Genomic DNA, 23,839 nt, shown 5'->3' on the forward strand with positions numbered 1-23,839 from the left:
TGCGAGACCTAGTCGGGAATCTTGTTGAGGACGTAATTGGCGATCGCCACGGCCGACTGCCGGGCGCCGGCGGTATCGGTGGTGCCGAGCTGGGCTACGTAAAGGTCGACGACGACGTTGGCCTTGGCCGCGGCCGCCCGCACGAAGCGCACTTGAAGTCCCTTGGGCGCCAGGTCCATCGTGCTGATGCCGTTGCCGGCGTCGGCGGGAGGGCTCAGCGTCAACGAATACGTCGGGCCGCCGGGAGCGGTGAGCGTCACGGGCACGCTGCCACACGTGCGCCAGCCGTCCACCAGCTTCGTCTCCTGCGCCTGGGCCGTCGGCGGATCGCGAAAGCCGATGACCGCTTGGGTCACCTGAATCGACTTCAACAAAGTCCGGGTGTCGGAGTACGCCTCCGCGCGGTACCGGAGCATGGAATCGGTGCTGTAGGCCTCCGGGGCGCCCGGAACGATGCTTCCCCAGCACTCCGGGCGGTCGACCGACCCGTCCTTGTCGGATTTGCCGGGACGGTCGAAGGTCTGGCCCGGTTCCAGGTTTTGGTCGCCGGTGAGGGTTTTCAGGGTTTCCAGACCGGGCAGCAGCTTGATGATCGCGTCCGGCGCCACCGTGGGCGGCGGTGGTGTCTCGCTGGTGGTGACGGGGGCGCTGGTCGCAGGGGTCGCGGTGCGGCTTCGGGTGGCGCCGGGCAGGGTCGCCCAGCCGGCCAGCGCGACGACGGCGAGGACGATGAACGCATACGACAGGGACACCCCGACGAGCGCGCGATGGCGGCCGATCTCACCGGTGCGGCGGATTTGCGCGAGCCCCACATGGCCCAAGACGGCGCCGACGGGCGCGAAGACAAAGGCGAACACCAACGACAGCGTCGCGAATGTGTTAACGCGCGGGCGATACGGCAGGGGGGGTGGGGGCGGCGGGAACGTCGGCGGGCCCGGTGGTGGCCCCATGGGTGGTCCCATGGGAGCGCCGAGCGGCGGCGGCATCGGTGGGCCGTAAGGGACCCGGCCCAGCGGGTCGTAGGTGAACGGGTTGTTCCAGAACGGATCCTGAGGGTTCGTCAACGGGCGCCCTCCTTCGCCTGCGATCCTTTCGCGACTGTAGTTCACCACGCCGTCTGGTGACCACGTCGCCGCGTCGTTGTTCCTCGGCGTGGCCGCCGCCTACAACCATCTCCTGCTGACCGGTCGAGGCGCGGTGCCGGGACTGGCGGCGCTAGTAAACGCGTTGTGGCGCAGATAAATTGGGTGGCGGGCAGCAACCGCTTTTCGATCGTCCTCGTGTCGCCATCGGCTGCGGTACCCCTGCTGGCCGCGGCTACCCCCGCTGACCTGGGGAACGTTTTGTCGATTTCGGCGACGGGTAGCCGCCCCGAAGGGCGTGAAGTAGACCCGCGCGCCAGCCCATGACTAACGGGGAGGACACCTATAGCTCAGACCGCCATCCAGTCGCCCACAGATGTGGTCGACTTTCTCACCAGCCAGCACCAGCAGATCAAGTCGCTGTTCGCCACGACGCTGGCGGCCTCCGGCGAGGCGCGGGAGAAGTCGTTCGCTGACCTGCGCCGCCTGCTGGCCGTCCACGAAACCGTGGAAGAAGAAATCGTGCACCCGCGAGCCAAGCGCAAGATCGCCAACGGTGACGCGGTGGTTTCCGAGCGCCTGGAAGAAGAGCACGAGGCCAAGACGGTCCTGCAGAAGCTGGAGAAGCTCGACGTCGACAGCGAGGAGTTCACCCGGACGCTGTCGCAACTGCGCGACGCCGTCCTGGTGCACGCCGAGCACGAGGAGCACGACGAGTTCGTCCGGCTCGGGCAGGAATTGAGCAACAAGGAGCTCGAAAGCATGGGCCGCGCGGCGCGCCTCGCCGACGCGATCGCCCCGACCCGGCCGCACGCCGGGGTCGAATCGCAGGTGGCCAACCTGGTCGCCGGCCCGTTCGCGGCAATGCTGGACCGGGCCCGCGACGCCATCGTCGGCAAGGGCTGATTTCCCTATCAACTCTTCTTGTGCGGCAAGAACTCTTGGGCCTTGGTCTTGAGGCCCTCCTTGACGAAGCCGATCCGTTCTCGTCGCCGGCCAACACGGCGGCGGCGGTGGCCTTGAACTGGTCCCAGGTCGCGTGCGGGGGTATCGGCGGCATGTCCGGGTCGGTGTAGACGTCCAGCACTGTCGGCCGGTCGGCCGACAGTGCCTGGCGCCATGCGCCGGAAAGTTCTTCGGGGTCCTTGATCGCGTGCCCGTTGAGGCCCAGGTTAGCCGCGAAGGCGGCGAAGTCGACATCCGGAAGTGATTGGGATTCAACGAATTTCGGCGCTCCGGCCATGGCCCGCATCTCCCAGGTGACCTGATTGAGATCGTTGTTGTGCAGGATGGCCACGATCAGGCGCGGATCGTCCCATTCCTGCCAGTACCGCTTGATCGTGATCAATTCAGCCATACCGTTCATCTGCATGGCGCCGTCGCCGACAAGGGCGATGACGGGGCGATGCGGGTGGCCGAACTTCGCGCCGATCGCGTAGGGGACGCCCGACCCCATCGTCGCCAGGGTGCCGGAAAGCGATCCGCGAATATTGCCGCGGAAGCGTAGGTTTCGCGCATACCAGTTGGCCGCCGACCCCGAGTCCGCGGCAACGATCGCGTCGTCGGGCAGCTGCGGCGAGAGCTCCGAGAACAGCCGCAGGGGGTTGATCGGATGCGCGCTGACCATTGCCTCCCTGTCCATCGTCTCCCACCAGCGCGCCACGTTCTTCTCGATGCCCTGGCGCCAGGACCGTTCTTCCTTGCGGCGCAGGATTGGGATCAGCGCCCGCAGTCCGGCTTTGGCGTCGGCCACCACATTGACCTCATACGGGTAGCGCATCCCGATCAATCTGCCGTCGACGTCGATCTGGATCGCCCGGCACTGATCGAACTCCGGCATGAACTGGGTGTATGGGAAGCTGGACCCCACGGTCAGCAACGTGTCGCAATCCCGCATCAGCTCCCAGCTCGGCCGGGTGCCCAGCAGGCCGATCGAGCCGGTGACCCAAGGCAATTCGTCACTCAGCACGTCCTTGCCCAGCAACGCCTTGGCCGCCCCGGCACCGAGCAGCTCCGCTACTTCGGCGAGCTCTTCGCGTGCACCACGCGCGCCGGAGCCCACCAGCATGGCGACCTTCTTGCCTTCGTTGAGGATCGCGGCCGCGCGCGCGATGGCCGCATCATCGGGTGCGATGTCCGGCCACTCGATACCCAGGCTGGACGGCACCATCTTGAAGGCATGGGTGGGCGGGGAGTACGGCAACTCCTGCACATCCGCCGGGATGATCAGCGCGGTCGGCGCGCGCTGGCTCAACGCGACTCGGATGGCGCGATCCAGCACGTTGGGCAATTGCTCTGGTACCGTGACCATTTGGACGTAGTCGCTGGCCACATCCTTGAACAGGTTCAGCAGGTCGACCTCTTGCTGATAGTTCCCGCCCATCGCGCTGCGGTTGGTCTGGCCCACGATCGCCACCACCGGTACGTGGTCGAGCTTGGCGTCGTAGAGGCCGTTGAGCAGATGGATCGCACCGGGACCCGAGGTGCCGGTGCACACCCCGACGCGACCGGTGAACTTCGCGTAGCCGACCGCCTGGAACGCGCTCATCTCCTCGTGGCGCGACTGGATGAACTTCGGCTTGTTGTCGGCGCGGCCCCACGCGGCCAGCAGGCCGTTGATGCCGTCCCCCGGGTATCCGAAGACGTGCTGCACATCCCAGGCCCGCAGCCGCTCCAGTAGATAGTCGCTGACCTGTTGCTTCGACATTGCCTTGTCTCCTAACCGGAACGCTTCGCCGAGGATCGAGCAAGCCGGGTGCCTTCCCGGCAGAGCAGAGGTGTGCGGTGGGAAGCCGCGCTCACTCGAGGTGGAGCCGGCCCGCGCGAGGCAGCGTCCGGCGACGGCACTGTCTTGCGTGCGGGCAGCCTCAGCACCCCACGGGTCTCCTGATACCCGCAATGTGCCGTGTTATTCCTGCGAAAGACCGGTGACGCTCGGCCGGCCGGCAGCCTTCGACGCACCGGTGTTTGCTCGGCACCGAGGCGGGTATGCCACCGCAATGCCTTTCGACCATCAGGCGAGGGTAAGGCGCTGCGCACCGCGCTGTTCAACTCGCGAAAGTGCTTCGCTACCAACAGCATTCGCCGTATCACCGGGCACCGGCATCATCGACCGGTAGGGGAGGGGACACGATGAGCGGAAAGCACCGTAGGGAAAAGGCCGAGGAAGATGTGGAGGCCGATCCTCACGTCGCGGGATCTCGGGCCGGCCGCGAGGGGAACGGCAGCTACGTGGGCCGCGCCTCCGGCGACGACGACTTCGGCAGCGGGGAGACGGGCGCCGAAGCCCGTAGCCAAGGCTAGCCAGGGGGAGCGCCAACCCGCTATCCGATGTGAAGGATTGCAACCGATTACCAGATCCGTTTGACGGTCCCCGCCGCGGGAACCCCACAGGTTGCGGGCAGGTTGAACGGCTCCGGCAGGTATGCCGAGGCGATGCCCGAGCAATGTCGCCGGGCTCGAAGCCGTTCAGCGGATCCGCAACCCGAATGGGAAACACTCAGCAATGCCGAGAGGGAGGTATATCCATGGGCGACAAGAGTGGACCGCAGGAAGCCGTCGAAGGTGCCGTGGAAGGCATCAAGGGCAAGGCCAAGGAGTTCGGTGGGACGATCGCCGGGCGCGACGACCTGGTCGAAGAGGGCCAGGCGCAGCAGGACAAGGCCGACGCACAGCGCGATGCCGGCAAGAAGGAAGCCGAGGCCGAATCCGCCCGCGCGGGCGCGAAAGCCGCCGAGGAGCGCCAGAAGGAAAATCAGTAGGACGCGCGTCAAAGTGGTCCGGACCGGGCGGTCCGGACCACTTTTTTCCGCCGATGCGGGTGTAGCATCGGGCCGGCCGATTCACCGGCACGGGTTTCAAAACGGACAGCGAGGTTATCCCAGCCGATAACGGTCGCTGGTTCACGGTGGCGGCGAGGTTAGCGAGGTGGGCGATGGGCCTGGGACAAGGGGTTTCGCGCGTTGTCGCGTTCTTTCGTGCCGGTTATCCCGCCGGGGCGCCGACCGTAGGATACTCGCCGCTGTTGGCGCTGCTGCCGCGGCGGGTGTCCGACGACGAGCTGGGATTGTTGGCGGCCAAGCTCATTGGGGCCAGGCGGCGCCTGCTGGACCGGGTCGATCTCGGTGTCGAAATCACTCGGGTCACCCACGAGCTGCCGTTGCTGGACGACCTCGAGCGCCTGCAAGGGCGGCTCTCGGCGCTGGGACGGCCGGGTCGTCGACACGACACGCCCCCGGTGTGAGCGCTACTCGTTGATCAGGTCGACGGCCAGCGGGCGGTGATCCGAGAGCGGCATCGGCTCCGCCTGCGGTGGGCCGCCCCACAATCGATCGTCGTCGGTGAGAATGTGGTCGAGCTGACGATCCGGCGACCCGGCGGGAAACGTGTCCGCCTCTGCCAGCGGCCGCATTCCGGACCAGCGGTGCACCGTCGTGGGTGTCATGTTGAGATCCCCCAGCAGCAGCCGGGGCGCGGCGAAGCCGTGCATGTCGTGGATGAGCCGACGCAGCTGCCGGCGATTCCAACCGGGCACGAAGGACAAATGGGTATTCGCGACCGTCAGCGGGCCGAGCGGGGTGTGCAGCTGCGCGATCACGGCGGTCCGGGGCTCCTCGTCGACGACCATCACCCGATTGGGACCCGGCAGATACATGGGGAACCGCATCGGAATTCGCGGCAGACGCACGACTTGCCAACTGGCCACTGGAAATCGGGACAGCAGCGCGATGCCATACGCCGCGGTCCCCGGTTGCTCCAGACCGGTGGCGGCCATCCAGGTCGCCCCGGGAGTGCCGGAGATCGCAGCCACGAAGCGGTGTTCGACCGCACCCATCGCCTTGGCGGCCACGCCGGTGAGGTCGGCCAGCGACGACCGTGGCTGGTCGCAGTCGACCTCTTGCAATGCCAGTATGTCGGGATCAAGCCGGCGCACGCAGTCGTCGAGGCGCTGCGGGTGCACCCCGTCGCCGACGGTGCGGCCGTGCAGGATGTTGAACGTGGCCACGCGCATCGGTCTAGCGGGCTCCGGGCACGTTTTCGCGGGATGCGACCGATCGCCCGTCCCCGGTGTCGAACACCTCGACGACCACGTCGTCGTCCCGGTAACAGCCCACCGCCGTCAGTCCCGGCGTCGCGGCGATGATCTCGTGGGCCGCATCGCCGCACAGCGGGTAGTCGGCCACCGGGTGACGCCAGTGTGCAGCAATGATATTCGCGCCCCGTCGCAGCCCGGCGCATTCGCGGCGCAACACCCGCGCCAAGGTGTCCGCGCCAAGGTAGTAGGCCACCTCGCTGAGTACCAGTAGATCGAACGGCCCCGCCGGCCACGCCTCGTCGATCGATCCCCGGCCCAGGGTCACCCGGTCGCGGCAGCCGGCTTCGCGCAGCCGCGCATCGGCGCCGCGCACCGCCGCTTCGGCCACATCCAGCGCGGTCACGTGAGCGCAACGCTGCGCCAGCCGGGTGGTCAGCGTCCCGATCGAACAGCCGGGCTCGAAAGCGTGGCGATAGCGCGGTTTCGGCAGCATCGCCAGTGTGATGGCGTACTTGCGCTGCTCGTACCACCGCGTCGTCAGTTGCCACGGATCTTCCCCAGTGGCATACACCCGGTCGAAATAGGTGTCGGGCAGCCGGGCGCTGCTCACCGAAACACCAGCTCGCCCACGGCCAGCAGTCGCGGTAACACGAAACCCGGCAGGACGGGCGCCGACCCGGCGTTGGCCGGCCCGAATTGACTCCGGAAGCATTGCGCCGCCAGGCGTTTGCGCGCGATCGCCCGATCGGAAACGACCACCGTGTGGGCACGGTCCCAGGGCACCGCGGCGTCGAAAGGACTGGCCCAGTGCCACATCCAAATCGGGTACTCGAGCAGCGCGGCGCCGGTGCGTGCACATGCGGTCGCGGCTGCCCGCCCGACGGCCTCGTGATCGGGATGCCCGTCGCCTCGCCAGGTGGCAGCGCACCAGGGCCGGGCCCCGGTGGGCTCGAGGATCTCGGCAAGCAAATCCGCGAGCCGGTCTTCGTGGTCGGCCAGCCGACCATCGGGCAAGCCCAGCGGCACCGGGGGCGCGACTTTCAAAGCATCTGCCGCTCTGCGTAATTCGTGTCGCCGGGTGGCCTCCAGACGAGTTTGCGCCCACGGCGTCGCATCTGGGTAGGCCGCGCCGCCGTCGCTGACCGACACGACGCGAACGGCGACACCCGAGGCGGCCAGTTGGGCGATCGTCGCGCCCAGGCCAAGCGTCTCGTCGTCGGGGTGGGCCGCCACGACGACCAACCCCGGGCAATCCGCCAAATCCAGGCGGGGCAACGGTTCCCGGTCGAGGCCTGCCAGCCACACCGGTGCCGGGGTCCCGCCGTGCGTCAGCGGCTTGGCCGCGAACCGGGCGCAGTTTCCGATCGAAGTGGTGGCCACGTCGCCCTCAGCGCAGGCGTCCCGCGAGGCGCCCGAGCGCGGCCAAGTCCCGCTCGGCGTGGCTTTGCCGTATGTAGATGCTCAGGTCGGCCACCCGCTGAGCGTGCCGCCCGTCCTGGCACAGCGGTCCGGGGCCGAGCGCCCGGCCGGTGCGGGTGATCGCTTCCTCGGCCGCGTATTCCACGATCGCACGGGTACGGCGAGCGAGCAGTTCCGCGTCGTGAGCTCGGTCGAATGGATCCGCGTCGACCCGCGCCGCCGCGGCGTTCAACATCGCTTCGCCGGCGGCCAGCGCAGCGTCGACGGCGCCCAGATGGGCCAGCGAATACGCGTCGGCCGATTCGCTTCCGGCGCAACGGTATAGCGGTTCGGCAACCCGGCGGGCACCGCCGAGCCAGCATGCGGCGACCCCGATGCCGCCGTGCCAGAAACCCGGCCGGGCCAGATAGTCACCGGGGTCACCCACGGCGACGGCCTGGGCGTTGGTGAACTGCACCGGACGGGTGTCGCTGCCGGCCATGCCGGCGTTCCACCAGGTGCTGGGCAAGGCCTTGACGGTCGAGTCGAACAACGACACCGCGAACAAGCCGCGCTCCCCGTCGGCTAGCCGCGCCGTCACCAGCGCATGCGTGCAGAATCCAGCTCCCGAACACCAGACCTTGGTGCCGTTGAGGGTGAACGCGCCGCCGCCGACGCTCGTGGCAGTCAGCACCGCGTCCGGGGATTCGGCGGCCCACACACCCCACAGCTGACCGGAATCCGGTGGCTTGCCACCTAGTTCGTGAAGTATCGCAACCGCGTCGACGTGCGCCTCGGCGATGCGGGCCGCGGCGATGTCATCCTCGGCGAGCGCGACCAGTCGTTGCCATCGTTCCTGCGTGCGTCCCGACGCGGGCAGCGGCAGCTCGAGCCGGCCCGAGTCCAGCCAATGCTGTACTAGCCCCGCCGTCACGCGCAGTCACCCGCCGCCGTTCTCCCCAGCTCGCTGAGGTAGTGAGCGAATCCTTGCGGGGCCCGACCCTGGATTCGCGCCGAGGTGATCACGGACAATTCCGTGTCCCGGTGGATGAGGTAGCCGGCAGCCTCGAACTGCTCCACCAGGTCGACGTCCTCGCCGGTGGGCAGCATGCGAAAGCCGCCGACGCGCCAGTACGCACGGGCGCTGAAGCCCATGTTGGCGCCGTGCACGTGCGAGTGTTCGCCCTGTGCCGTTCCGGCAGCGTAGGCGCGCAGGTAGCGGTCGGCGGCGCTGGCGGAATGCAGGCGCCAGTTGGTGACCCGGACGACGCCCAGCACCATGTCGACACCCAGCTGCAGCTGGTGGATCAACCATCCCGGATCCACCCGGCTATCGGCGTCGGTGGTGGCGTACCAGCACTTCTCGTCCTGTGCGCACAGCGAGCGTCCGTAACCGAAACCGACCGCCCGGGCGGCCCCGACGTTGCGCACGTCGACGCACACGAAGTGCACATCGGGCCCGTACTGGCCGGCCAGCTCCACGCTGTCGTCGTCGCTGGCGTCCAACACCACGATTACCGTGACGGGAATCGGTACGCACAGGGCCGCGGTCAGCACCGCGCGCAGACACGCCGGCAAATCCGCCTTCTCATTGTGGGCGGGGATGACCACTACGGTGCGGTCGTATGCGCGAGACACGGGCGCTGGCATACCTTCCCGAGTGCCCGTTTGGCCGCTACTTAAACGGGCATAGAACCGAGGCGGGGTCGGTTGCCCACCCCGTCGGCCGGGTATGACCTACCCACTATGGCAAATACCGAGCCGCCCGCGGAGTCGCTCCCGTGCCCCGCGCAGCTGCGAGAGTCGCTGCGCAGTGCGGCATCAGCGCTCAAGGAGCACGGCCCGCGCTTCGCCCTGGCCGGCAGCTACGCGTTGTGGTCCTATGGCGGACCCGAACCGAGCCATGACGTCGACCTGGTGGTCGCCGAGTCGGACGTGACGTCGGCGATCGACACGCTGCGCGCCGCCGGATTCGTTATCGAGCACCCGCCGGAGGACTGGCTGTTCAAGGCCCGCGCCGGCGACACCCTGGTCGACGTGCTGCACCGGGTCAACGGCATTCCCGTCGACGCCGCCTTCCTGGACCGCGCCGAACTCCGCGACGTGCTGGCCATCAGGATGCCCGTGCTGCCGCCGACCATGGTGCTGACCCAGAAGCTGTTGGCCCTGCACGAACATCACTGCGACTTCGGGCGACTGCTGCCGGCCGCCCGAGCCGTTCGGGAACGGCTCGAGTGGGACGACCTCCGCAAAGCTACCGACGACAACGACTACGCGGCCGCGTTCTTGGTGCTGGCCGACCGGCTCGGCCTCACCGACTGATCAGTGGTTGCGCAGCTTGCTGACCAACTTGTCCTTCGTCAGGCTCGAATACCCGCACATCCCAAGCTCTTTGGCCCGCCTCTGCAATTGCGGCACTGTCCAGTCGCTGTAGGACCCGGACTTACCGCCTTTACGGGCAACCGAGGACTTGCCCCGGCCGGCAGCGGCGTTGGCGATCCGTGCGGCCTTTTCCTTGGAGTGGCCCTGCTTGCGCAGATCCTGGTACATCTTCTCGTTTTTGATCGACGAGTTCGGCACGATCTTCACCTCCCGTGTTCCGACGAAGCACCGCTGGGAGGATTGCCGTGCGGAACGGCGGCCAAACCTGAGGGAGCTGGTGCTCGATTCCGATGGGCGCGCGGATAACTTTCGTCAAGCCAGGCCAGACGGCAACGATTCGTGCACCTGATCCACGGGCGCCAAGGTTGCCCAGCCGCAATGCGGGTAACCGAAAACGGTGACCCAGGCAAACGACGACCTGCGGGGCGTGGTGACGATCGGTGCATCGGCGGGGGGAGTCGAAGCCCTGACGAATTTGGCTGCAGAATTGCCGGACGACCTGCCCTACGCCGGATATCCCTGGCCTGACCGCAACGGATGGCCGGCCTCGATCGGCGCGGGCCCCGGCGGCGTCGATGGATGAGTCCAGCCCCGTCCGGGTCGACCTGGAACGCCTGCCGGAAGCGGCGGTCCTGACGGTCGCCGGCGTGCTGGACAGTGCCACCTACCGTGAGCTGCGCGATGCCGTGATCAAGACTGCGCTGGACGAGCCACGCGCCGTGATCGTCGACGTCGACGGGCTGGTGCTGCCCTCCGAATCGGCGTGGTCGGTGTTCACCAGCGCGCGTTGGCACGTCAGCACTTGGCCTGACATACCAATTTTGTTGTGTTGCACCGACCCCCGACGACGGCAGGGGATCGAACGCAGCGGGGTGGCCCGCTATGTGCCGGTGCATCCGAATCGTTTCGTGGCGCTCGAAGCCGTCGCCGGCCACGTCGTGGGTATCCGCCGGCGGGCGCGGACCGAGCTGCCGGCGCGGGAGATCAGCATCAGCCTTGCCCGAGCGTTGATCGCCCGGTGGCTGCAGGGGTGGGCTCAGGGTCAGTTCATCCCCGTCGCCGGCACGGTGGCGACGGTGCTGATCGAGAACGTCCTCGACCACACTGACAGCGCACCGGTGCTGATCGTCGAGAGTTATCGCGACACCGTCACGGTTGCGGTGGAGGATGGCAGCGCAACGCCGGCCGGTCGGATCGAAAACGGCGACAACGGGACCGAGGTGTTGTCCGGTTTGGCGATCGTCTGCGCCCTGTGCCGGGCCTGGGGAAGCACCCCGACCTCGTCGGGGAAGACGGTCTGGGCGACGGTCGGTCTCGAGAACCAGCTGTAGCTTCGCGAGTAGTGTTCAAGGCCTTCGGTGGAACTTCGTTTCGAACAGGACCTGCATGGACGCCACGACCGACGAGGCCTTCGAAACTCTCCTGCTCTATTTGCGGGATTCGCGGGGCTTCGACTTCACGGGTTACAAACGCACGTCGCTGATGCGCCGCGTCCGGCATCGGATGGACCAAGCGGGATACGGCACCTACGAGGAGTACCTCGATGTGCTGCAGGCCAGCTCGGATGAGTTCGCGTCCCTGTTCAACACCATCCTGATCAACGTCACCGCCTTCTTCCGCGACCAGGAGGCCTGGGACGTCGTCAGCGCCGAGGTCATACCGCGGATGCTGGCCGAGCGCGGCCCGAACGACCCGATCCGGGTATGGAGCGCCGGCTGCGCGTCCGGGCAAGAGGCCTACACGCTGGCCATACTGCTGGCCGAGGCGCTGGGCGCGGACGAATTCCGGCGGCGGGTCAAGATTTACGCCACCGACATCGACGAAGGGGCGTTGGCCCAGGCGCGTGCCGCATCGTATGACGCACGGGCCGTCGAATCGGTGCCGCCCGAACTGCTGGCCCGATACTTCGAACAAGTCAACGGCCACTGTGTATTTCACAAAGATCTGCGGCGCGCCGTGATTTTTGGTCGCAACGACTTGGTCAGGGACGCGCCGATCTCCCGGGTCGACCTGCTCGCCTGCCGCAACACCCTGATGTACCTCAACGCCGAGACCCAGCGAAATGTGCTCGGGCGCTTGCATTTTGCGCTCGGACCTCATGGCACGCTATTCCTCGGGCATGCCGAGATGTTGTTGAGCCACGGCGACCGGTTCACCCCGCTGGATTTGAAGAACCGAATCTTTCGCAAGGCGGGCGGAAGTCATGTCGGCGTCGATCGCTATGACCCGGCCGCGGCGTTCTACGACCGCCAGGGCGACTCGCCGGGCTTGAGCACGGTGCGTGATCTGGCCTTTCGCGCCAGCCCGGTGGCCCAAATCGTGGTCACCGGCGAGGACACCGTGGCGATGATCAACCAGCAGGCGGAGACCGTCTTCGGCCTGTCGGCGCGCGACATCGGCCGGCTGCTGCGCGACCTGGAGGTGTCCTATCGCCCGGTCGAGCTGCGCGCGTACCTCGAGCAGGCCAAGGTGGAGCGGCGTTCGGCGCGTATTCCGGACGTCAAATGGCAGCGGCCGGGTGTCGAGACGGTGTGGTTCGAGATCCATGTCAACCCGCTTGTCGATGCCGAGAACGGCCTGCGCGGAGTGTCGATCGTGTTTTTCGACGTCACCGCGACGCGCGCGCTGCTCGACAAGGTCGTCCAGACCAACCGCCAGCTGGAGGCGGCCTACGAGGAGCTGCAATCTACCAACGAGGAACTCGAGACCACCAACGAGGAACTGCAGTCCACGGTGGAGGAGCTGGAGACCACCAATGAGGAGCTGCAGTCGACCAACGAAGAGCTCGAGACGATGAACGAGGAGCTGCAATCCACCAATGACGAGCTGCACACAATCAATGACATGCTGCGGGAACGCAGCCTGGAACTGGACGACTCGAAGAGCTTCCTGGCTTCGTTGATCAACTCCGTTCACAGCGGCCTGGCCGTGGTGGACCAGGAGATGCGGGTCGTTGTGTGGAACCGGGGCTGCGAGGACCTGTGGGGGTTGCGGGCCGAAGAGGCCACTGGTGCCAAGTTGACCGGGCTCGACATCGGCCTGCCGCTCGAGGCGGTGCGGCCACTCATCGGCAACGCCTTCGTCGATGCGGACAGCTACGGGGAAGCGGTGGTCGACGCCGTGAACAGGCGCGGCCGGCCCGCCCGGGTGCGGGTCACCTGCGCGCCGTTTCGTGGGGGCGAGGGAAGTGCCGGCGGCGCGCTGCTGCTGATGGAGGCGCTAGACGGTTAGACGTTGGCCGGCGCTGCGGCTCAGTGTCCCCAGTGGGCGGCCGCGCGCGACGCGGCCTGATGCGCCAGCTGCGCGCGGCGCTTCGATTCGTGGGCGTTGCGCCGCGCCGCGGTCACCGTCTCGGCGGTGGTGCCGAGTCCCGCGGCCAGCTCCTGACGTCTGCGCCGCAGTTCCGCAGCGCGCAGCCGCGCCGCTTCGGCGCGACTGGCCGCGCTGTCCATCACGTGGTCCAGCGATGACGGGATGCGGTCGGTGTGGTGGGCGATCGCGGGTACGGAAGATTGCTTGATCGGCAATCCAGTTGCCGCACTGGCCTTTTCGCGTGTGGACGCGAGCAGGGGCACCCCAGCGACGAGGGCGGCAACCGCCCGGCCGATTTCGGGCAGCGGTAACACCGGAGTCGCACCGGCTTGGGCCGCCGCGCGCGGCATCGATGGATAGTCCGCGGTTTCCTGGCTCTGCGCGATGACGATGGCCCCGGCCCGCGTCATCGCTGCGGTGCCGGCGGCACCGTCGCGACCGGCCCCCGACAACACCACCGCGAGAGCCCGCGGCCCGTACGAGCTGGCCACCGACGTCAGCAGCACGTCGAAACGGCGCTCGACGGGGGAGTGCATCCGGTGCAGGTGCCACGAACCGTTGGCCCGCAGCTCCATGTGCCGGTTCGGTGGGCACACGACGACCCGGTCTGGTTGGACCGCACGCCCGTCGACCGCCCAGCCGACCGCGCGCGCCGTAGACCTGCCGAGAATGGTCGGCAGGACACTGGACTGAGCGCCGAGGTGTTGTTGCACCACGACAGCGGCGGCGAACGTGTCGGGCAGGTCACGCAACACGAGCGAGAGCGGATCCAGCCCGCCGGCCGACGCGAGCAGGACCACCAGCTCGACCAGCGGTGGGCGCACGCCGGACGCCATCATGCAGCTAGTGTCCTCCGAATTGCGGCCCCGCGCAGATCGGGCTGTCCGGTTTGCGAAGCCGGCCGACGCAGCGCGAAGCAGCCCACCCGACACCGTTTAGCGAGTGCGGGACTGGGTATGCCGCCTCGGTCTGCCAAGAGATTCGGGATCTCACGGCATACGGAGGAGCTTTCTGGTGAAAATCGCAATCGTCACCGGCGACGACGTCGCCGGTGACGACACCGCGCGCTTCGCCGCCGCGCTCGCGGCTCAACACCACGACGTCACCGCATACGTGCGCCTGCAGGACCAGCACCGGCAGGCCGAGTCGGGGCATCGGGTCGTTCCCATCCCCGTCGGGCCCGCGGTCGTGCGATCAGCGGCCGACGTGCTGCCGTTCGTCGGCGAGTGGGCCGCCGCGCTCGAGGACCCGTGGTCGTCGGACGAACCCGACATCGTGCACGCCCACGGCTGGCTTGGTGGCTTGGCCGCCCAGCTGGCCGCGCGACGGCACAAGCGGCCGACCGTGCAGACCTTCCGGCGCCTGGCGTCGGCGTCGCGTACCCCTGTGGCAGGCAGGCCGGGCAAAGGCATGGAACGCCGACGCATCGAGCCGCTGTTGGCGCGTAATGCGGCCTGGGCGACCGTCGAGAGCACCGCGGACGTCGAGCAGTACCACCCGGTAGGCCCGGCCGCCGATCGGGGCCACTGCCCTCGAATTTTGTGCATGGCACCGAACCCGTTACCAGGCAACGGGTTTGACATTGCGGTGCGCGCCCTGCCTCGGGTCCCAGGTGCGGAACTCGTTGTCGCCGAGACCGACCCGAACAATCGCCGTCACAGCGAGGCGCGCACCGTGCTCAAGCGCCTGGCCGTGGAGCTGGACGTCGACGACCGGGTTCGGCTCCTGGGCGCCGTGGGCGGCGACGATCTGCCGGCGCTGGTGCGATCCGCCGACCTCGTCGCGTGCACGCCGCGGCGGCCGCCCCATCCGGCGGCGGCATTGCGGGCGATGGCCTGCGGTGTCGCGGTGGTCGCCCTGCCGGAGGGGGTGTTGACCGACATCGTCATCGACGACGTCACCGGGCTGGTGTTGTCCACCCATAGTCTCGGCGAGCTCTCCGCGGCATTGAGAAGTCTTTTATCGCAAGACTTTCGCCGTAACGGCATGGGAGCGGCGGGGCGGAGTCGAGCCCTTTCCCGCTTCATGTGGGATCGGGTCGCCCAGGACGCGCTGAGCATTTACCGCCAGCTTCAGTCGCACCAGCTGTCCGCTTCACCGCTGCAGCCCGCGGGAGTACTGTAAGCGGATGGGTGAGGTCACGCCATGACCGGGCTGCGGGCGGCCGCGCCTGCCGGCGGCGCCGTGACGGGCCTGGCCGACCAGTCCGTGCCCGGGACAACCGATTCCGCGGTTGGGTTGGCGGCCACCGCATTGCCAGACGTTCACTTCGGCGGCGAGTTCGGGGGATTGGCCGGTCCCGTCCTGGTTTCCTACGACCAATTCCGTTCGGCCGACGCGGGCGCCGCGCGTCGGTTCTTTTCGGCGGCGTACGCACCTGCCTGGCAGCTGCGCAGTTTCACGAGTGGCTCGACCGTCACCCACCGGCGCTGCGAAACGGCCGGGATGATGCTCGACGATGTGCTGATTCAGGGTCGCGCACAGTTCGAGATCTCTTGCGATGAACGCATTCTGGTGGTCCAGCCGCGATCGGGATCGTTGACCGCGACGGGCGGGTCGTCGCTTGCGCCGGATAGCCCACGGCTCGTCGCCGCGGGCCTGCCCTGCCTGCTCGAAGCGAACACGGCGCGATTCCAGATAATCAGCGTGGCTGCGGACGTGCTGCGCAAGGTCGCCGCCGATCGGCATCTGCCGCTGCCGCGACGAATCCAATTCCTCGCCGCGCGGCCGCGCTCGCGCGCCGCGGTGCGAGCGTGGCACCGTGCGCTCGATTACGTAACGGCCACTTTCGGTTCCGCCGAGACCGCACGCCAACCGCTGACCGTCGCTTCGACGGCTGCCCTACTCGCGGCCATGCTGCTCGAGTGCTACCCGTCGAACGTAACGGCCGAACAGGATTTGCTCAGCGACCCGACGGTTCCCGAGCCGCTCAAGGAAGCGGTCTCCTTCATCCACACGCATGTCGGGCGCGATATCGGCATCAGCGATGTCGCGGAAGCGTTGCATCTGACCCCCAGGGCGGTGCAGTATCTCTTCCGCCAGCGGCTCGACACCACGCCAACCGAGTACGTGCGCCGCGTGCGGCTGCACCGGGCCCATCATGAGCTGATCGTTGGCGACCGGTCGTCGATAAGCGTCGGCGAGGTCGCACAACGCTGGGGTTTCGTCCACACGGGTCGATTCTCGGTCCTGTACCGACAAACCTATGGCCAGAGCCCGCACACCACGCTGTGGCTCTGAGTCTTCGGTACGGCCCGGGCATACGGCAACGGAATATACTGTGCTGCTGGCTATTTCGCTGCGAAATGCGCCCTCGGGGCATTGCTGCTAGGCTGTGGTGAGTTGAGTCTGCAGCTACCGATTTAACGAGTGGCACATCGGATTCGCAGTCCGTCGCTCGCCCTGCTTACCACCAGTTACGGGGGCGTAACCATATGACCGCTTTACCTGATACTCGCGCGCCCAGTGGGCGCGGAGAGCCGCGCAGCCGCTATCTGATCGATTGTGGCGCCGCCCGACTGCATGTCCACACGCGCAGCACAGCAACCGTCCTGCGTCTCGAAGGCGAGGTCGACGTTTCCAACGCCGACCTGGTCGGTGCGGCGATCGGGCGTTTTTGCCGGCTGAACGCGCCGCTGGTGCTGGATCTCAGTCAGCTGGGGTTTCTCGGCATCGCGGGCTTTCGCATGTTGCTTGTCCTTAACGACGAAAACCGAGCTGCGAAGCGGCATTGCAGCGTGGTCGGCGGTTCGGCGCTGCGCCTGCTCACCCGGGTGTTCATCGACCATGGCTTACCCGTCATCGCTTCAGTGCCCGAAGCCATACACATCATCGAGGATCGCATCAGCGCCCGTCAGCGTTTCCGCTCGGGCGCCGTACACCAAGCGGAACCGCAGCGCGAAAGCTCTTATGCGGCAATGAAAACGATCCGCGTCTTAAGCGCTTTTGGTTAGCGTGGCCGATCGGGATGCGTTCTCGTCCTTCACCACTCGACGAATCAGCATGCGGAGCGCGTCGTTCACACGGATGTCTCGCACCGACGATGCAAAACGACCCGCCACGGCGCCGTGGCGGGTCGTTGCCGGGGATGATCAGCCGGCCATGAATTCGTGGTAGGCCGATTCGAGGTTGCCCGGCAGCGCCGACACGTTGCATTGGCGCTCGGTGTCGCCGATGGGCGCCAGGATGCCGCGCAGGTCGTAGTACTCCTGCGGGTGTGCGGTGAAGTAGCCGCGCAGGTTGGACGCGGCCTCCGCGTGGGGCTGGCCGTAGGCGGCGGTGACCACCTGGTTGGCGCCCGGGTGGGCGGCCAGGTACTGCTGTGCCGCGGCCTCCGCCGAGGACACGGTGGCATTCACACCCGCGGGGCTGCAGTCGGGTGCCGCGGCCGCCGACGGCGCAGCGACGAGACCGATGGCCATGCCCCCGAGCAGGCAGCCGGCGCTGATGCCGGCTGCGCGTCGGCGCGCAACGATACTGCTGTTTTTCATGATTCAAGTTGCCCTTCGAAGAATCTGATTCGGCGGGGCGCCCGGACCCCTAGGCCCAAGGTAGCTGAGCGCTCCACGCGAGCGGCCCGTCCAGCTCTGTGCAGCTAATAATAGAGCAGAAGCTATCTCTTAGGGTATGGGAGACATCAGCGGAATTTCATAGTTTTGTGCTGATATTTTACTTAGCTTTAGGCTAAGAAGCGTGCCTAATCAAACCTAGCTGAACCAGGTACCAGCAAACCCTCTTTGGACGCAGCGCGGGGCGCGGCCGGCGGCGTCTAGCATGGTCGGGGGCACCGCCGACACTGCCGAGCAGGAGTTCTGATGGTCGAGATTCACTTGGAACGGACGATCGCAGCACCCCAGGGGCGGGTATTCGATTGGCTCGCCGATCCGGCCAACCTCGCGAAGGCGCCGCTCGCGCTCAAGGCCGGCTGGGTCAAGGGCAGCTCAGAGCCGGCCCCCGGCGCGTTGCGCCAGGTGATCGGTGCGGGCACCTACTTCCTCGAAGAGATCACGGCCTACGACCGCCCGCACAGCTACTCCTACCTCATTATTCGATCGGTCCCGCCGTTCCATCACGACGGCGGCACGCTGACTTTCACCGCTGCCGACGGCGGCACGCACGTCGACTGGCTGACGAATTACACCCACCCGGCGTGGGCGGCCGGCGTGCTGCTCGAGGCGGTGACCCGCCCGCTGCTGCGCTCCAGCTTCCTTGCGATCCTCGACGCATGCGCGCGGGAACTCGCCACCTAAGCGTCAAAAGACGTTGTGCGACAAGGTCACTGGTGCGGTAACACCGAGCCCGCCAGCAATGTTCCGATGGCGAACGTGACGACGATCAGGCCCAGTGCCCCGGTCGGCCATATCCACATCCGGCGCCGCCGAGCCGCCGCGAAGACGGTGCCCCCGATGGCGGCCACCGCCGCCAGACCGAGCCCGCCCCACGTCACCGCATAAGCCCATGAGATCGCCGCGGTGTCGCAATTGTGATTGTCGCACGGGTCGGCGGCCATGACGAAAAGGGGGGAGAGGGAGAACGACAACACGGCCGCGGCCGCAGCCAGCACGAACGCGACGATCGTGGCGATGATGTCGGAGCTCGGCCGCTGCCTCGATGCTGTTTCAGGTTCGGAGTGCGGTGCCGTCATGTCACAGCTATTCCCATTCAGTCGCGGCCCTAACAATGGGCGGCCCGACCGCGACCACCGCCTCGACCTGTGCGCGGCCCAGGACCGTGACGCTTCCGTCGGGCGGTGTTCGGGTATCCGTGGGCATGGATATCGCCAATGACATCAAGGATTTCTTGATGAGCCGGCGCGCGAGAATCAGCCCCGGGCAGGTGGGCCTACCCACGGGCGGTCGACGTCGGGTGCCCGGATTGCGGCGCGAAGAAGTCGCGAAGATGGCCGGGGTGAGCATCGAGTACTACATCCAGATCGAACGGGGAAACGTCGCCGGCGTCTCCGACGAAGTCCTGCACGCCATCGCTCGGGCACTGCGCTTCGGCGAGGCCGAGGAAACGCACTTGTTCGATCTGGTTCGTGCCGCCACCACCAAGGCCGAGCGGCCCCGGCCGGCGCGCGGCCAGGCTCGGACGATCCCCGCCGGCGTGCAGGCATTGCTCGACAGCATGGTGACCGCGCCGGCGATCGTGGTCAACGGCCAGCTCGACGTCGTCGCGGCCAACGCGCTCGGGCGTGCGCTGTTCGCGCCCGTCTTCGCACATGCCGAGCAGACGCCCAATGCGGCCCGCTTCATGTTCGTCGACGCCGCGGCGGGCCAATTCCTTCCCGAATGGGCCAAGGAGGCCGACGACGTGGTCGCCCTGCTGCGCGCCGAGGCGGCCCGCTCACCGGACTCGCCGGCTGTCACGCGCTTGGTCGACGAATTGGCAACGCGCAGCCAGGAGTTCCGCACCCGCTGGGCAGCCCACAATGTCAAGGCGCATCGGCACGGCGTCAAGCGGTTCCGGCTTGCCGAAGTCGGTGAGCTGGTGTTGACCTACAACGTCCTCGACATCACCGGCAGGGGCGAGCTGTCGTTGATCGGCTATAGCGCGCAACAGGATTCGCGCTCCGAGGCGGCGTTGCGGATGCTTGCCAGTTGGACGGCGACCGGCTCCTACGCGGCCCGCAACGACATCGCAACCACCTAGCGCGCCGGACGGAGGCTATTGCGCGCGCGGCAATCGCTCCATCAGTAGGTCGGCGGCGTGCCGCCCACTGGCCAGCGCGCCGGTGACTGTCGCCGGGTTGTCGACCCCGACGGCCTCGCCGGCCAGATAGAGCCGGTCGCTGATCGGTTCCTGCAGTTTCAGCCGGTCGTCGGGCCCGGAACCGGGGGCGTGGAACGAATAGCTGCCCCGCGCGTACGGATCGGTGCTCCACGTGGTGGTCCGCACCTCCGCCGGCGCGACGTCCTTGCCGAACAGCTGGCGTGCGACGGGCAGCGCCCCGGTGATCAGGTCGTTGGCGGCCGAGGACTCCACCGACCGGGCGAAGTCACCGGCGTTGAAGGCCACGGCAACGGGCCCGCCGCCGCTCGGCGCGGTGAGCCACTGCGCCCATGGGCCCGGATTGACGCCGATGAATTGGTAGAAGGCGTTCGGCACCTTCCATGTCTGCCGGTCGAAGCGAAAGTAGCTCTTGGACAGCACGCCGAATCCCAGCGCGTCGATCGCATGGGCATGCCCGGACGGCAGGGGCGGGTCGAAGGCGATCGCGCCGGACTTCAGCACCCCGAGCGGAACGGTGACGATCGCGGCCGGTCCTTCGAACGACTGGCCGCCCGCTCGCACGATGACGGACGTGTTCTGTCGTGCGATTGCGGTTACCGGCGCGTTGAGCACGACCTGCAGTCCGTTGCCGAGTGTTCTCGGCAGAGCGTCGTAGCCATTGGTGATGATGTCCTGATCGCCGGTGGAGTAGTCACCCTCATCGAATGTCTTGGCGGACAGCTGTTTTGCGTCGGCTGCGTATTCGTCCTCGATCTCGGTGGCGACATAGAAGGCCAGCAACACGCGGTCCGGGCCGGACAGCTGTTCGCGGGTGACCGCGGCGTCGAGCGCGGCCGCGAGGGTGCCTCCGGCGGCCCGACGGCAGGCCCGCTCGACGAACTTCTGCCAGCGATCACGCTCGTAATCCAGCGGCTGCAGCGCGGGCTCCACCGCGAGTTTGGCCCAGCTGTCGTCGTCGGTCGTGACGAGTTGCGCGCCGGCGCTGTGCGCCAGTTCCATCACGGGTTCGTTGGCGGTGCCGTGTATCCACGACGCGCCCATCTCGATGGGGAAACCCCAGTCGCGGTTCGTGTACACCCTGCCGCCGATGCGGTCGCGGGCCTCGATCACCCGAACCGGCCAGCCTGCGTCGGTCAGGCTGCGTGCGGCCGCCAGTCCCGCCACCCCGGCTCCGACGACGAGGATCGACCTAGTATCCGCAGCCGGTCTCGATCGCGGCCCGGGCGCCGGCTTCGACGCGGGCCGGCCCGGGCCGCAGGCAACCATCGACCCGCCGCCGGCAAGGCCGGCCGCCGCGGCGAAAAACTCGCGGCGGGACAACGGGGGCATGCGTGTTAGGGTCTCACACCGACGACAGAGCCACCTGGGATTTGCGTCTGATCAGCAAACATCGACGGCGCGGCGTGCGGTTAGCGAATCTGCCGAGTTCGGCGCCGGTTCACGATAGGATCGTGGCCACCAGCACGCGACACCGTGGCCGTGTGCAAAGGCGGAGCGGCGATGAATGCTCGGCGATCGACCTACGCATCCGAACGGCTGCCCCCGTTACCCCCCAGCCGCACGCTGACCGTCCGCGCGGTCGACGGCACCCCGTTGCACGCGGAGGTCTTCGGGCGGCCCGACGGCTATCCCATCGTGCTGACCCACGGCATCACCTGCGCTGTGCGCGCCTGGGCCTATCAGATCGCGGACCTGTCGGCGGACTACCGGGTGATCGCCTTCGACCACCGCGGCCATGGGCGAAGCGGTGTACCCCGGCGCGGCGGATTCAGCCTCAAACTGCTTGCCGCCGATCTGAATTCGGTGCTGGACGCGACGCTGGAGCCGCACGAGCGCGCGGTGCTGGCCGGGCATTCGATGGGGGGCATCACCATCGCCGCGTGGTCGGCGCGCTATCGCCACAAGGTTGCCCGGCGCGTGGACGCGGTCGCCCTGATCAACACCGCCACCGGCGATCTGGTGCGCGAGGTGAGACTGCTGCCGCTGCCCGGCGCCTTGGCGCCGGCCCGGGTCATGGCCGGGCGGCGGCTGGTCGGCACCTTTGGCGGACTACCGATTCCGGCTGTCGCCGTGTTTGCCAGTCGCTCGCTGGTCGCGATGCTCGCGGTCGGCAGGGACGCCGATCCCAGTGCGGCGACACTGATTTACGAGTTGTTCGCCAAGACGCCCGCCGCCGGGCGCGGTGGCTGCGCAAAGATGCTCGTCGATGCGCTGGGTTCGCGCCATCTCGATCTCGCCGGCCTGACGGTACCGACGCTGGTGATCGGCAGCCGTCACGATCGCCTGACGCCGATCAGCCAGTCCCGCCGGATCGCACGCACCGCACCCAACGTGGTCGGCCTCGTCGAGCTGCCCGGCGGTCACTGCTCGATGCTGGAACAGCACCGCGCGGTGAACCGCGAGCTGCGGGCCCTTGCCGGCTCTGCGAACCTTTCGGCCACGAAGATCAGCTCATAGCCTGGCGATGACGTCGGCCGCGGCCCGCTGGCCGGACCGCACCGCACCGTCGAGGAATCCGGTCCATTCGTCCGCGGTCTCGGTGCCGGCCCAGTGAATCGGCCCGACCGGTTCGCGTAACCAACGCCCAAAGCGCGTCCACGACCCCGGCGGCACCGCCGCGGTGGGACCGCCAGGCGCGAAATCCTCTGCGCCCCAACGTTGGTCGGTGTAGTCCAGCGGAGTGAGCGCCTCGTCGCCGAACAGGGATGCGAAGCAGCGTAAGGTATTCTGCCGGCGCTGATCGGTGGGCAGCGAGTCGAACGCCCGTGCATCCACGAACCCCAGCAGAATGCCGGGCCCGTCGGCTTGCGGGCTGACATCGAAGGTGATGAAGACCGGGCCCTTGTCGGACAGCGCCTGGCCCGAGTAGCCGTTGGCGCGCCAGAACGGCGTCGAATACGCCGCGTAGGCCTTGCTGAGGCGGCCCTGCGGCCAACGCTCGGCGAGTTGTTCGTAGTGGGCCGGCAGCGGGGGAGCGAACTCGATCGACGCACGGTGGGCGGGCGGGACCGCGACGATGACATACCCGGCATCGGCCCGGCCGCGTGCGGAGGTGACCGTGACGCCCCCATCGTGGCGGTCGATGCGATGGACTCGTGCCCGCAACACGACCCGGTCGCCCAGTTCGGCCGCGGCCGCGTCCGCAATCTGTTGGGTGCCACCCGGGAACCAGTCCTGCTGGGCGCCGTTCTCGACGTCGAGCATGCGGTCCAGTCCCCCGGCGGCGTGGATGTAGCGCGCCGCATGCAGCATCGAAACGTCGTCGAGTTCGCAGCCCCACGTGACCCGGGCCATGATCGTCATCAGGTCGAGTGACGAGGCGGTTGCGTGCGCCGAGCGCAGCCACCCCCCGAGCGACAGACCGTCCAGCTGACGCGCCTTGCGCGCGTCCCATGGGGCCGACACCGGGATGCGGCGCGAGATGCGCTCGAATTGCCAACGCAACCGGCCGATGTCGATCAGCCCACTCAACGACAGCTTCGGGATGGTGCCGTGGTAGGACCGTGTCCAGCCGCGCCACTGGATGAGGTTCTTGCCCTCGTGATAGGTCGGAGTGCTCGCGACGCCGAGCTCGGCCGCCAGCGCCAGCACCGCATCTTGCGTCGGGCCGACGAACGTGCCGCCCAGATCCACCGGCAATCCCGCGACGCTGCCGGTGAACGAACGGCCGCCGACGCGGTCGCGACCTTCGAAAACCACCACGTCACAGCCATGCCGGGCCAGCTCGCGCGCCGCCGAAAGACCGGCGAAGCCGGCGCCGACCACCACGACGTCGACCCTGGACGGTGGATTCACGCCTCCAGTATTCACGTTGCCATCACGGCGATGGCAAACCTACGCCGAGACAAATGAGATTGCTAATCTGGTAATACGTGATTATCCCCGAACCAGCGCCGGC

At 67.7% G+C, this 23,839-nt stretch carries 25 protein-coding genes and 2 pseudogenes; 14 read left to right on the plus strand and 13 right to left on the minus strand.

Annotation, left to right across the window (positions count from 1 at the left end; translation table 11 throughout):
- Window positions 1-8: 8 nt before the first annotated feature.
- Window positions 9-1,064, minus strand: coding sequence for a sensor domain-containing protein (locus tag MSG_RS06505; RefSeq protein ID WP_096438086.1), 1,056 nt, complete (start codon window positions 1,062-1,064; stop codon window positions 9-11).
- Between the two features lie 363 nt (window positions 1,065-1,427).
- Between MSG_RS06505 and MSG_RS06510 the strand changes: the two genes are divergently transcribed.
- Window positions 1,428-1,988 (plus strand): hemerythrin domain-containing protein, encoded by a 561-nt coding sequence (locus MSG_RS06510; RefSeq protein ID WP_096438088.1) that lies wholly within the window; start codon window positions 1,428-1,430, stop codon window positions 1,986-1,988.
- 8 nt (window positions 1,989-1,996) lie between these two features.
- On the opposite strand, the pseudogene MSG_RS06515 reads toward MSG_RS06510, so the two are convergent.
- Window positions 1,997-3,789 (minus strand): annotated as a pseudogene (locus MSG_RS06515) (thiamine pyrophosphate-requiring protein).
- A 425-nt stretch (window positions 3,790-4,214) separates the two neighbouring features.
- Between MSG_RS06515 and MSG_RS25105 the strand changes: the two are divergent.
- The 3 genes from MSG_RS25105 to MSG_RS06530 all read left to right on the plus strand — a co-directional run bounded on the left by MSG_RS25105 (window position 4,215) and on the right by MSG_RS06530 (window position 5,325).
- A complete protein-coding gene (locus MSG_RS25105) occupies window positions 4,215-4,385 on the plus strand; it encodes a hypothetical protein (protein ID WP_096438090.1) in 171 nt (56 codons plus the stop codon).
- Between the two features lie 224 nt (window positions 4,386-4,609).
- Window positions 4,610-4,843, plus strand: coding sequence for a microaggregate-binding protein 1 (gene mbp1 / locus MSG_RS06525; RefSeq protein WP_096438092.1), 234 nt, complete (start codon window positions 4,610-4,612; stop codon window positions 4,841-4,843).
- Window positions 4,844-5,016: 173 nt separating this feature from the next.
- The gene (locus MSG_RS06530) at window positions 5,017-5,325 is read left to right on the plus strand and encodes a DUF3349 domain-containing protein (RefSeq protein ID WP_096438094.1); all 309 of its coding nucleotides are present in this window, start codon (window positions 5,017-5,019) and stop codon (window positions 5,323-5,325) included.
- A gap of 3 nt (window positions 5,326-5,328) precedes the next feature.
- Here MSG_RS06530 and MSG_RS06535 read toward each other — a convergent pair whose 3' ends face one another.
- Genes MSG_RS06535 through MSG_RS06555 form a run of 5 tightly spaced genes read right to left on the minus strand, consistent with a single transcriptional unit; the run spans window position 5,329 to window position 9,165 of the window.
- Entirely contained in the window at window positions 5,329-6,093 is a 765-nt protein-coding gene (locus MSG_RS06535) for an endonuclease/exonuclease/phosphatase family protein (protein ID WP_096438098.1), read from the minus strand.
- A 4-nt stretch (window positions 6,094-6,097) separates the two neighbouring features.
- Entirely contained in the window at window positions 6,098-6,727 is a 630-nt protein-coding gene (locus MSG_RS06540; protein WP_232011176.1) for an SAM-dependent methyltransferase, read from the minus strand.
- Complete coding sequence (locus MSG_RS06545; RefSeq protein WP_096438102.1) at window positions 6,724-7,497, minus strand: PIG-L deacetylase family protein; 774 nt, start codon at window positions 7,495-7,497, stop codon at window positions 6,724-6,726. Before MSG_RS06545 ends, MSG_RS06540 begins: the two co-directional genes overlap by 4 nt.
- Before the next feature lie 7 nt (window positions 7,498-7,504).
- The gene (locus MSG_RS06550; protein ID WP_096438104.1) at window positions 7,505-8,449 is read right to left on the minus strand and encodes an acyl-CoA dehydrogenase family protein; all 945 of its coding nucleotides are present in this window, start codon (window positions 8,447-8,449) and stop codon (window positions 7,505-7,507) included.
- Entirely contained in the window at window positions 8,446-9,165 is a 720-nt protein-coding gene (locus MSG_RS06555; RefSeq protein WP_096438106.1) for a glycosyltransferase, read from the minus strand. Before MSG_RS06555 ends, MSG_RS06550 begins: the two co-directional genes overlap by 4 nt.
- A gap of 96 nt (window positions 9,166-9,261) precedes the next feature.
- On the opposite strand from MSG_RS06555, the gene MSG_RS06560 reads away from it, so the two are divergent.
- The gene (locus tag MSG_RS06560) at window positions 9,262-9,837 is read left to right on the plus strand and encodes a nucleotidyltransferase family protein (RefSeq protein WP_096438108.1); all 576 of its coding nucleotides are present in this window, start codon (window positions 9,262-9,264) and stop codon (window positions 9,835-9,837) included.
- On the opposite strand, the gene MSG_RS06565 is transcribed toward MSG_RS06560, so the two are convergent.
- On the minus strand, window positions 9,838-10,095 hold the full coding sequence (locus tag MSG_RS06565) for a DUF7218 family protein (protein ID WP_096444160.1): 258 nt from the start codon (window positions 10,093-10,095) through the stop codon (window positions 9,838-9,840). It lies immediately after the preceding gene.
- A 199-nt stretch (window positions 10,096-10,294) separates the two neighbouring features.
- On the opposite strand from MSG_RS06565, the pseudogene MSG_RS06570 reads away from it, so the two are divergent.
- The 3 genes and pseudogenes from MSG_RS06570 to MSG_RS06580 all read left to right on the plus strand — a co-directional run.
- Window positions 10,295-10,408, plus strand: a pseudogene (locus MSG_RS06570) (chemotaxis protein CheB); the annotation flags it as partial.
- 64 nt (window positions 10,409-10,472) lie between these two features.
- Window positions 10,473-11,228, plus strand: a complete 756-nt coding sequence (locus tag MSG_RS06575; protein WP_096438110.1) for an STAS domain-containing protein — start codon at window positions 10,473-10,475, stop codon at window positions 11,226-11,228.
- 55 nt (window positions 11,229-11,283) lie between these two features.
- Window positions 11,284-13,128 (plus strand): CheR family methyltransferase, encoded by a 1,845-nt coding sequence (locus tag MSG_RS06580; RefSeq protein WP_096438112.1) that lies wholly within the window; start codon window positions 11,284-11,286, stop codon window positions 13,126-13,128.
- A 20-nt stretch (window positions 13,129-13,148) separates the two neighbouring features.
- Here the strand turns inward: MSG_RS06580 and MSG_RS06585 are convergent, their stop codons facing one another.
- A complete protein-coding gene (locus tag MSG_RS06585; RefSeq protein WP_232011178.1) occupies window positions 13,149-14,048 on the minus strand; it encodes a chemotaxis protein CheB in 900 nt (299 codons plus the stop codon).
- 175 nt (window positions 14,049-14,223) lie between these two features.
- On the opposite strand from MSG_RS06585, the gene MSG_RS06590 reads away from it, so the two are divergent.
- From MSG_RS06590 to MSG_RS06600, 3 genes are all read left to right on the plus strand, one after another.
- The gene (locus tag MSG_RS06590) at window positions 14,224-15,333 is read left to right on the plus strand and encodes a glycosyltransferase (RefSeq protein ID WP_096438114.1); all 1,110 of its coding nucleotides are present in this window, start codon (window positions 14,224-14,226) and stop codon (window positions 15,331-15,333) included.
- 114 nt (window positions 15,334-15,447) lie between these two features.
- On the plus strand, window positions 15,448-16,449 hold the full coding sequence (locus MSG_RS06595; protein ID WP_232011179.1) for a helix-turn-helix transcriptional regulator: 1,002 nt from the start codon (window positions 15,448-15,450) through the stop codon (window positions 16,447-16,449).
- 194 nt (window positions 16,450-16,643) lie between these two features.
- Window positions 16,644-17,162 carry an STAS domain-containing protein gene (locus MSG_RS06600; protein WP_096438118.1) on the plus strand — a complete coding sequence of 173 codons (519 nt, stop codon included), beginning with the start codon at window positions 16,644-16,646 and terminating at the stop codon, window positions 17,160-17,162.
- Window positions 17,163-17,300: 138 nt separating this feature from the next.
- Here MSG_RS06600 and MSG_RS06605 read toward each other — a convergent pair whose 3' ends face one another.
- The gene (locus tag MSG_RS06605) at window positions 17,301-17,699 is read right to left on the minus strand and encodes a heme-binding protein (protein WP_096438120.1); all 399 of its coding nucleotides are present in this window, start codon (window positions 17,697-17,699) and stop codon (window positions 17,301-17,303) included.
- 324 nt (window positions 17,700-18,023) lie between these two features.
- Here MSG_RS06605 and MSG_RS06610 point away from each other — a divergent pair, with 324 nt between their 5' ends.
- Window positions 18,024-18,458: an SRPBCC family protein gene (locus MSG_RS06610; protein WP_096438122.1), complete on the plus strand. Its 435-nt coding sequence runs from the start codon at window positions 18,024-18,026 to the stop codon at window positions 18,456-18,458.
- A gap of 26 nt (window positions 18,459-18,484) precedes the next feature.
- On the opposite strand, the gene MSG_RS06615 is transcribed toward MSG_RS06610, so the two are convergent.
- Window positions 18,485-18,853, minus strand: coding sequence for a hypothetical protein (locus tag MSG_RS06615; protein ID WP_096438124.1), 369 nt, complete (start codon window positions 18,851-18,853; stop codon window positions 18,485-18,487).
- Between the two features lie 125 nt (window positions 18,854-18,978).
- Between MSG_RS06615 and MSG_RS06620 the strand changes: the two genes are divergently transcribed.
- Window positions 18,979-19,860, plus strand: coding sequence for a helix-turn-helix domain-containing protein (locus tag MSG_RS06620; RefSeq protein WP_096438125.1), 882 nt, complete (start codon window positions 18,979-18,981; stop codon window positions 19,858-19,860).
- Between the two features lie 15 nt (window positions 19,861-19,875).
- Here MSG_RS06620 and MSG_RS06625 read toward each other — a convergent pair whose 3' ends face one another.
- On the minus strand, window positions 19,876-21,270 hold the full coding sequence (locus tag MSG_RS06625) for a flavin monoamine oxidase family protein (protein WP_096438127.1): 1,395 nt from the start codon (window positions 21,268-21,270) through the stop codon (window positions 19,876-19,878).
- Window positions 21,271-21,441: 171 nt separating this feature from the next.
- Here MSG_RS06625 and MSG_RS06630 point away from each other — a divergent pair, with 171 nt between their 5' ends.
- Window positions 21,442-22,398 carry an alpha/beta fold hydrolase gene (locus MSG_RS06630; RefSeq protein ID WP_096438129.1) on the plus strand — a complete coding sequence of 319 codons (957 nt, stop codon included), beginning with the start codon at window positions 21,442-21,444 and terminating at the stop codon, window positions 22,396-22,398.
- Here the strand turns inward: MSG_RS06630 and MSG_RS06635 are convergent.
- On the minus strand, window positions 22,393-23,736 hold the full coding sequence (locus MSG_RS06635; protein ID WP_096438131.1) for a flavin monoamine oxidase family protein: 1,344 nt from the start codon (window positions 23,734-23,736) through the stop codon (window positions 22,393-22,395). The genes MSG_RS06630 and MSG_RS06635 overlap by 6 nt on opposite strands.
- Window positions 23,737-23,839 lie beyond the last annotated feature (103 nt).

The organism is Mycobacterium shigaense, from assembly GCF_002356315.1.
In the GTDB taxonomy this organism is placed as follows: Bacteria; Actinomycetota; Actinomycetes; order Mycobacteriales; family Mycobacteriaceae; genus Mycobacterium; species Mycobacterium shigaense.

What these genes read in the sequence shown, in the direction of transcription:
- MSG_RS25105 (WP_096438090.1), top strand. Translation starts at nt 4,215, where the DNA reads ATGAGCGGAAAGCACCGTAGGGAAAAGGCCGAGGAAGATGTGGAGGCC.
- mbp1 (WP_096438092.1), top strand. Translation starts at nt 4,610, where the DNA reads ATGGGCGACAAGAGTGGACCGCAGGAAGCCGTCGAAGGTGCCGTGGAA.
- MSG_RS06530 (WP_096438094.1), top strand. Translation starts at nt 5,017, where the DNA reads ATGGGCCTGGGACAAGGGGTTTCGCGCGTTGTCGCGTTCTTTCGTGCC.
- MSG_RS06535 (WP_096438098.1), bottom strand. Translation starts at nt 6,093, where the DNA reads ATGCGCGTGGCCACGTTCAACATCCTGCACGGCCGCACCGTCGGCGAC.
- MSG_RS06555 (WP_096438106.1), bottom strand. Translation starts at nt 9,165, where the DNA reads ATGCCAGCGCCCGTGTCTCGCGCATACGACCGCACCGTAGTGGTCATC.
- MSG_RS06560 (WP_096438108.1), top strand. Translation starts at nt 9,262, where the DNA reads ATGGCAAATACCGAGCCGCCCGCGGAGTCGCTCCCGTGCCCCGCGCAG.
- MSG_RS06575 (WP_096438110.1), top strand. Translation starts at nt 10,473, where the DNA reads ATGGATGAGTCCAGCCCCGTCCGGGTCGACCTGGAACGCCTGCCGGAA.
- MSG_RS06580 (WP_096438112.1), top strand. Translation starts at nt 11,284, where the DNA reads ATGGACGCCACGACCGACGAGGCCTTCGAAACTCTCCTGCTCTATTTG.
- MSG_RS06585 (WP_232011178.1), bottom strand. Translation starts at nt 14,048, where the DNA reads ATGATGGCGTCCGGCGTGCGCCCACCGCTGGTCGAGCTGGTGGTCCTG.
- MSG_RS06600 (WP_096438118.1), top strand. Translation starts at nt 16,644, where the DNA reads ATGACCGCTTTACCTGATACTCGCGCGCCCAGTGGGCGCGGAGAGCCG.
- MSG_RS06605 (WP_096438120.1), bottom strand. Translation starts at nt 17,699, where the DNA reads ATGAAAAACAGCAGTATCGTTGCGCGCCGACGCGCAGCCGGCATCAGC.
- MSG_RS06610 (WP_096438122.1), top strand. Translation starts at nt 18,024, where the DNA reads ATGGTCGAGATTCACTTGGAACGGACGATCGCAGCACCCCAGGGGCGG.
- MSG_RS06615 (WP_096438124.1), bottom strand. Translation starts at nt 18,853, where the DNA reads ATGACGGCACCGCACTCCGAACCTGAAACAGCATCGAGGCAGCGGCCG.
- MSG_RS06620 (WP_096438125.1), top strand. Translation starts at nt 18,979, where the DNA reads ATGGATATCGCCAATGACATCAAGGATTTCTTGATGAGCCGGCGCGCG.
- MSG_RS06625 (WP_096438127.1), bottom strand. Translation starts at nt 21,270, where the DNA reads ATGCCCCCGTTGTCCCGCCGCGAGTTTTTCGCCGCGGCGGCCGGCCTT.
- MSG_RS06630 (WP_096438129.1), top strand. Translation starts at nt 21,442, where the DNA reads ATGAATGCTCGGCGATCGACCTACGCATCCGAACGGCTGCCCCCGTTA.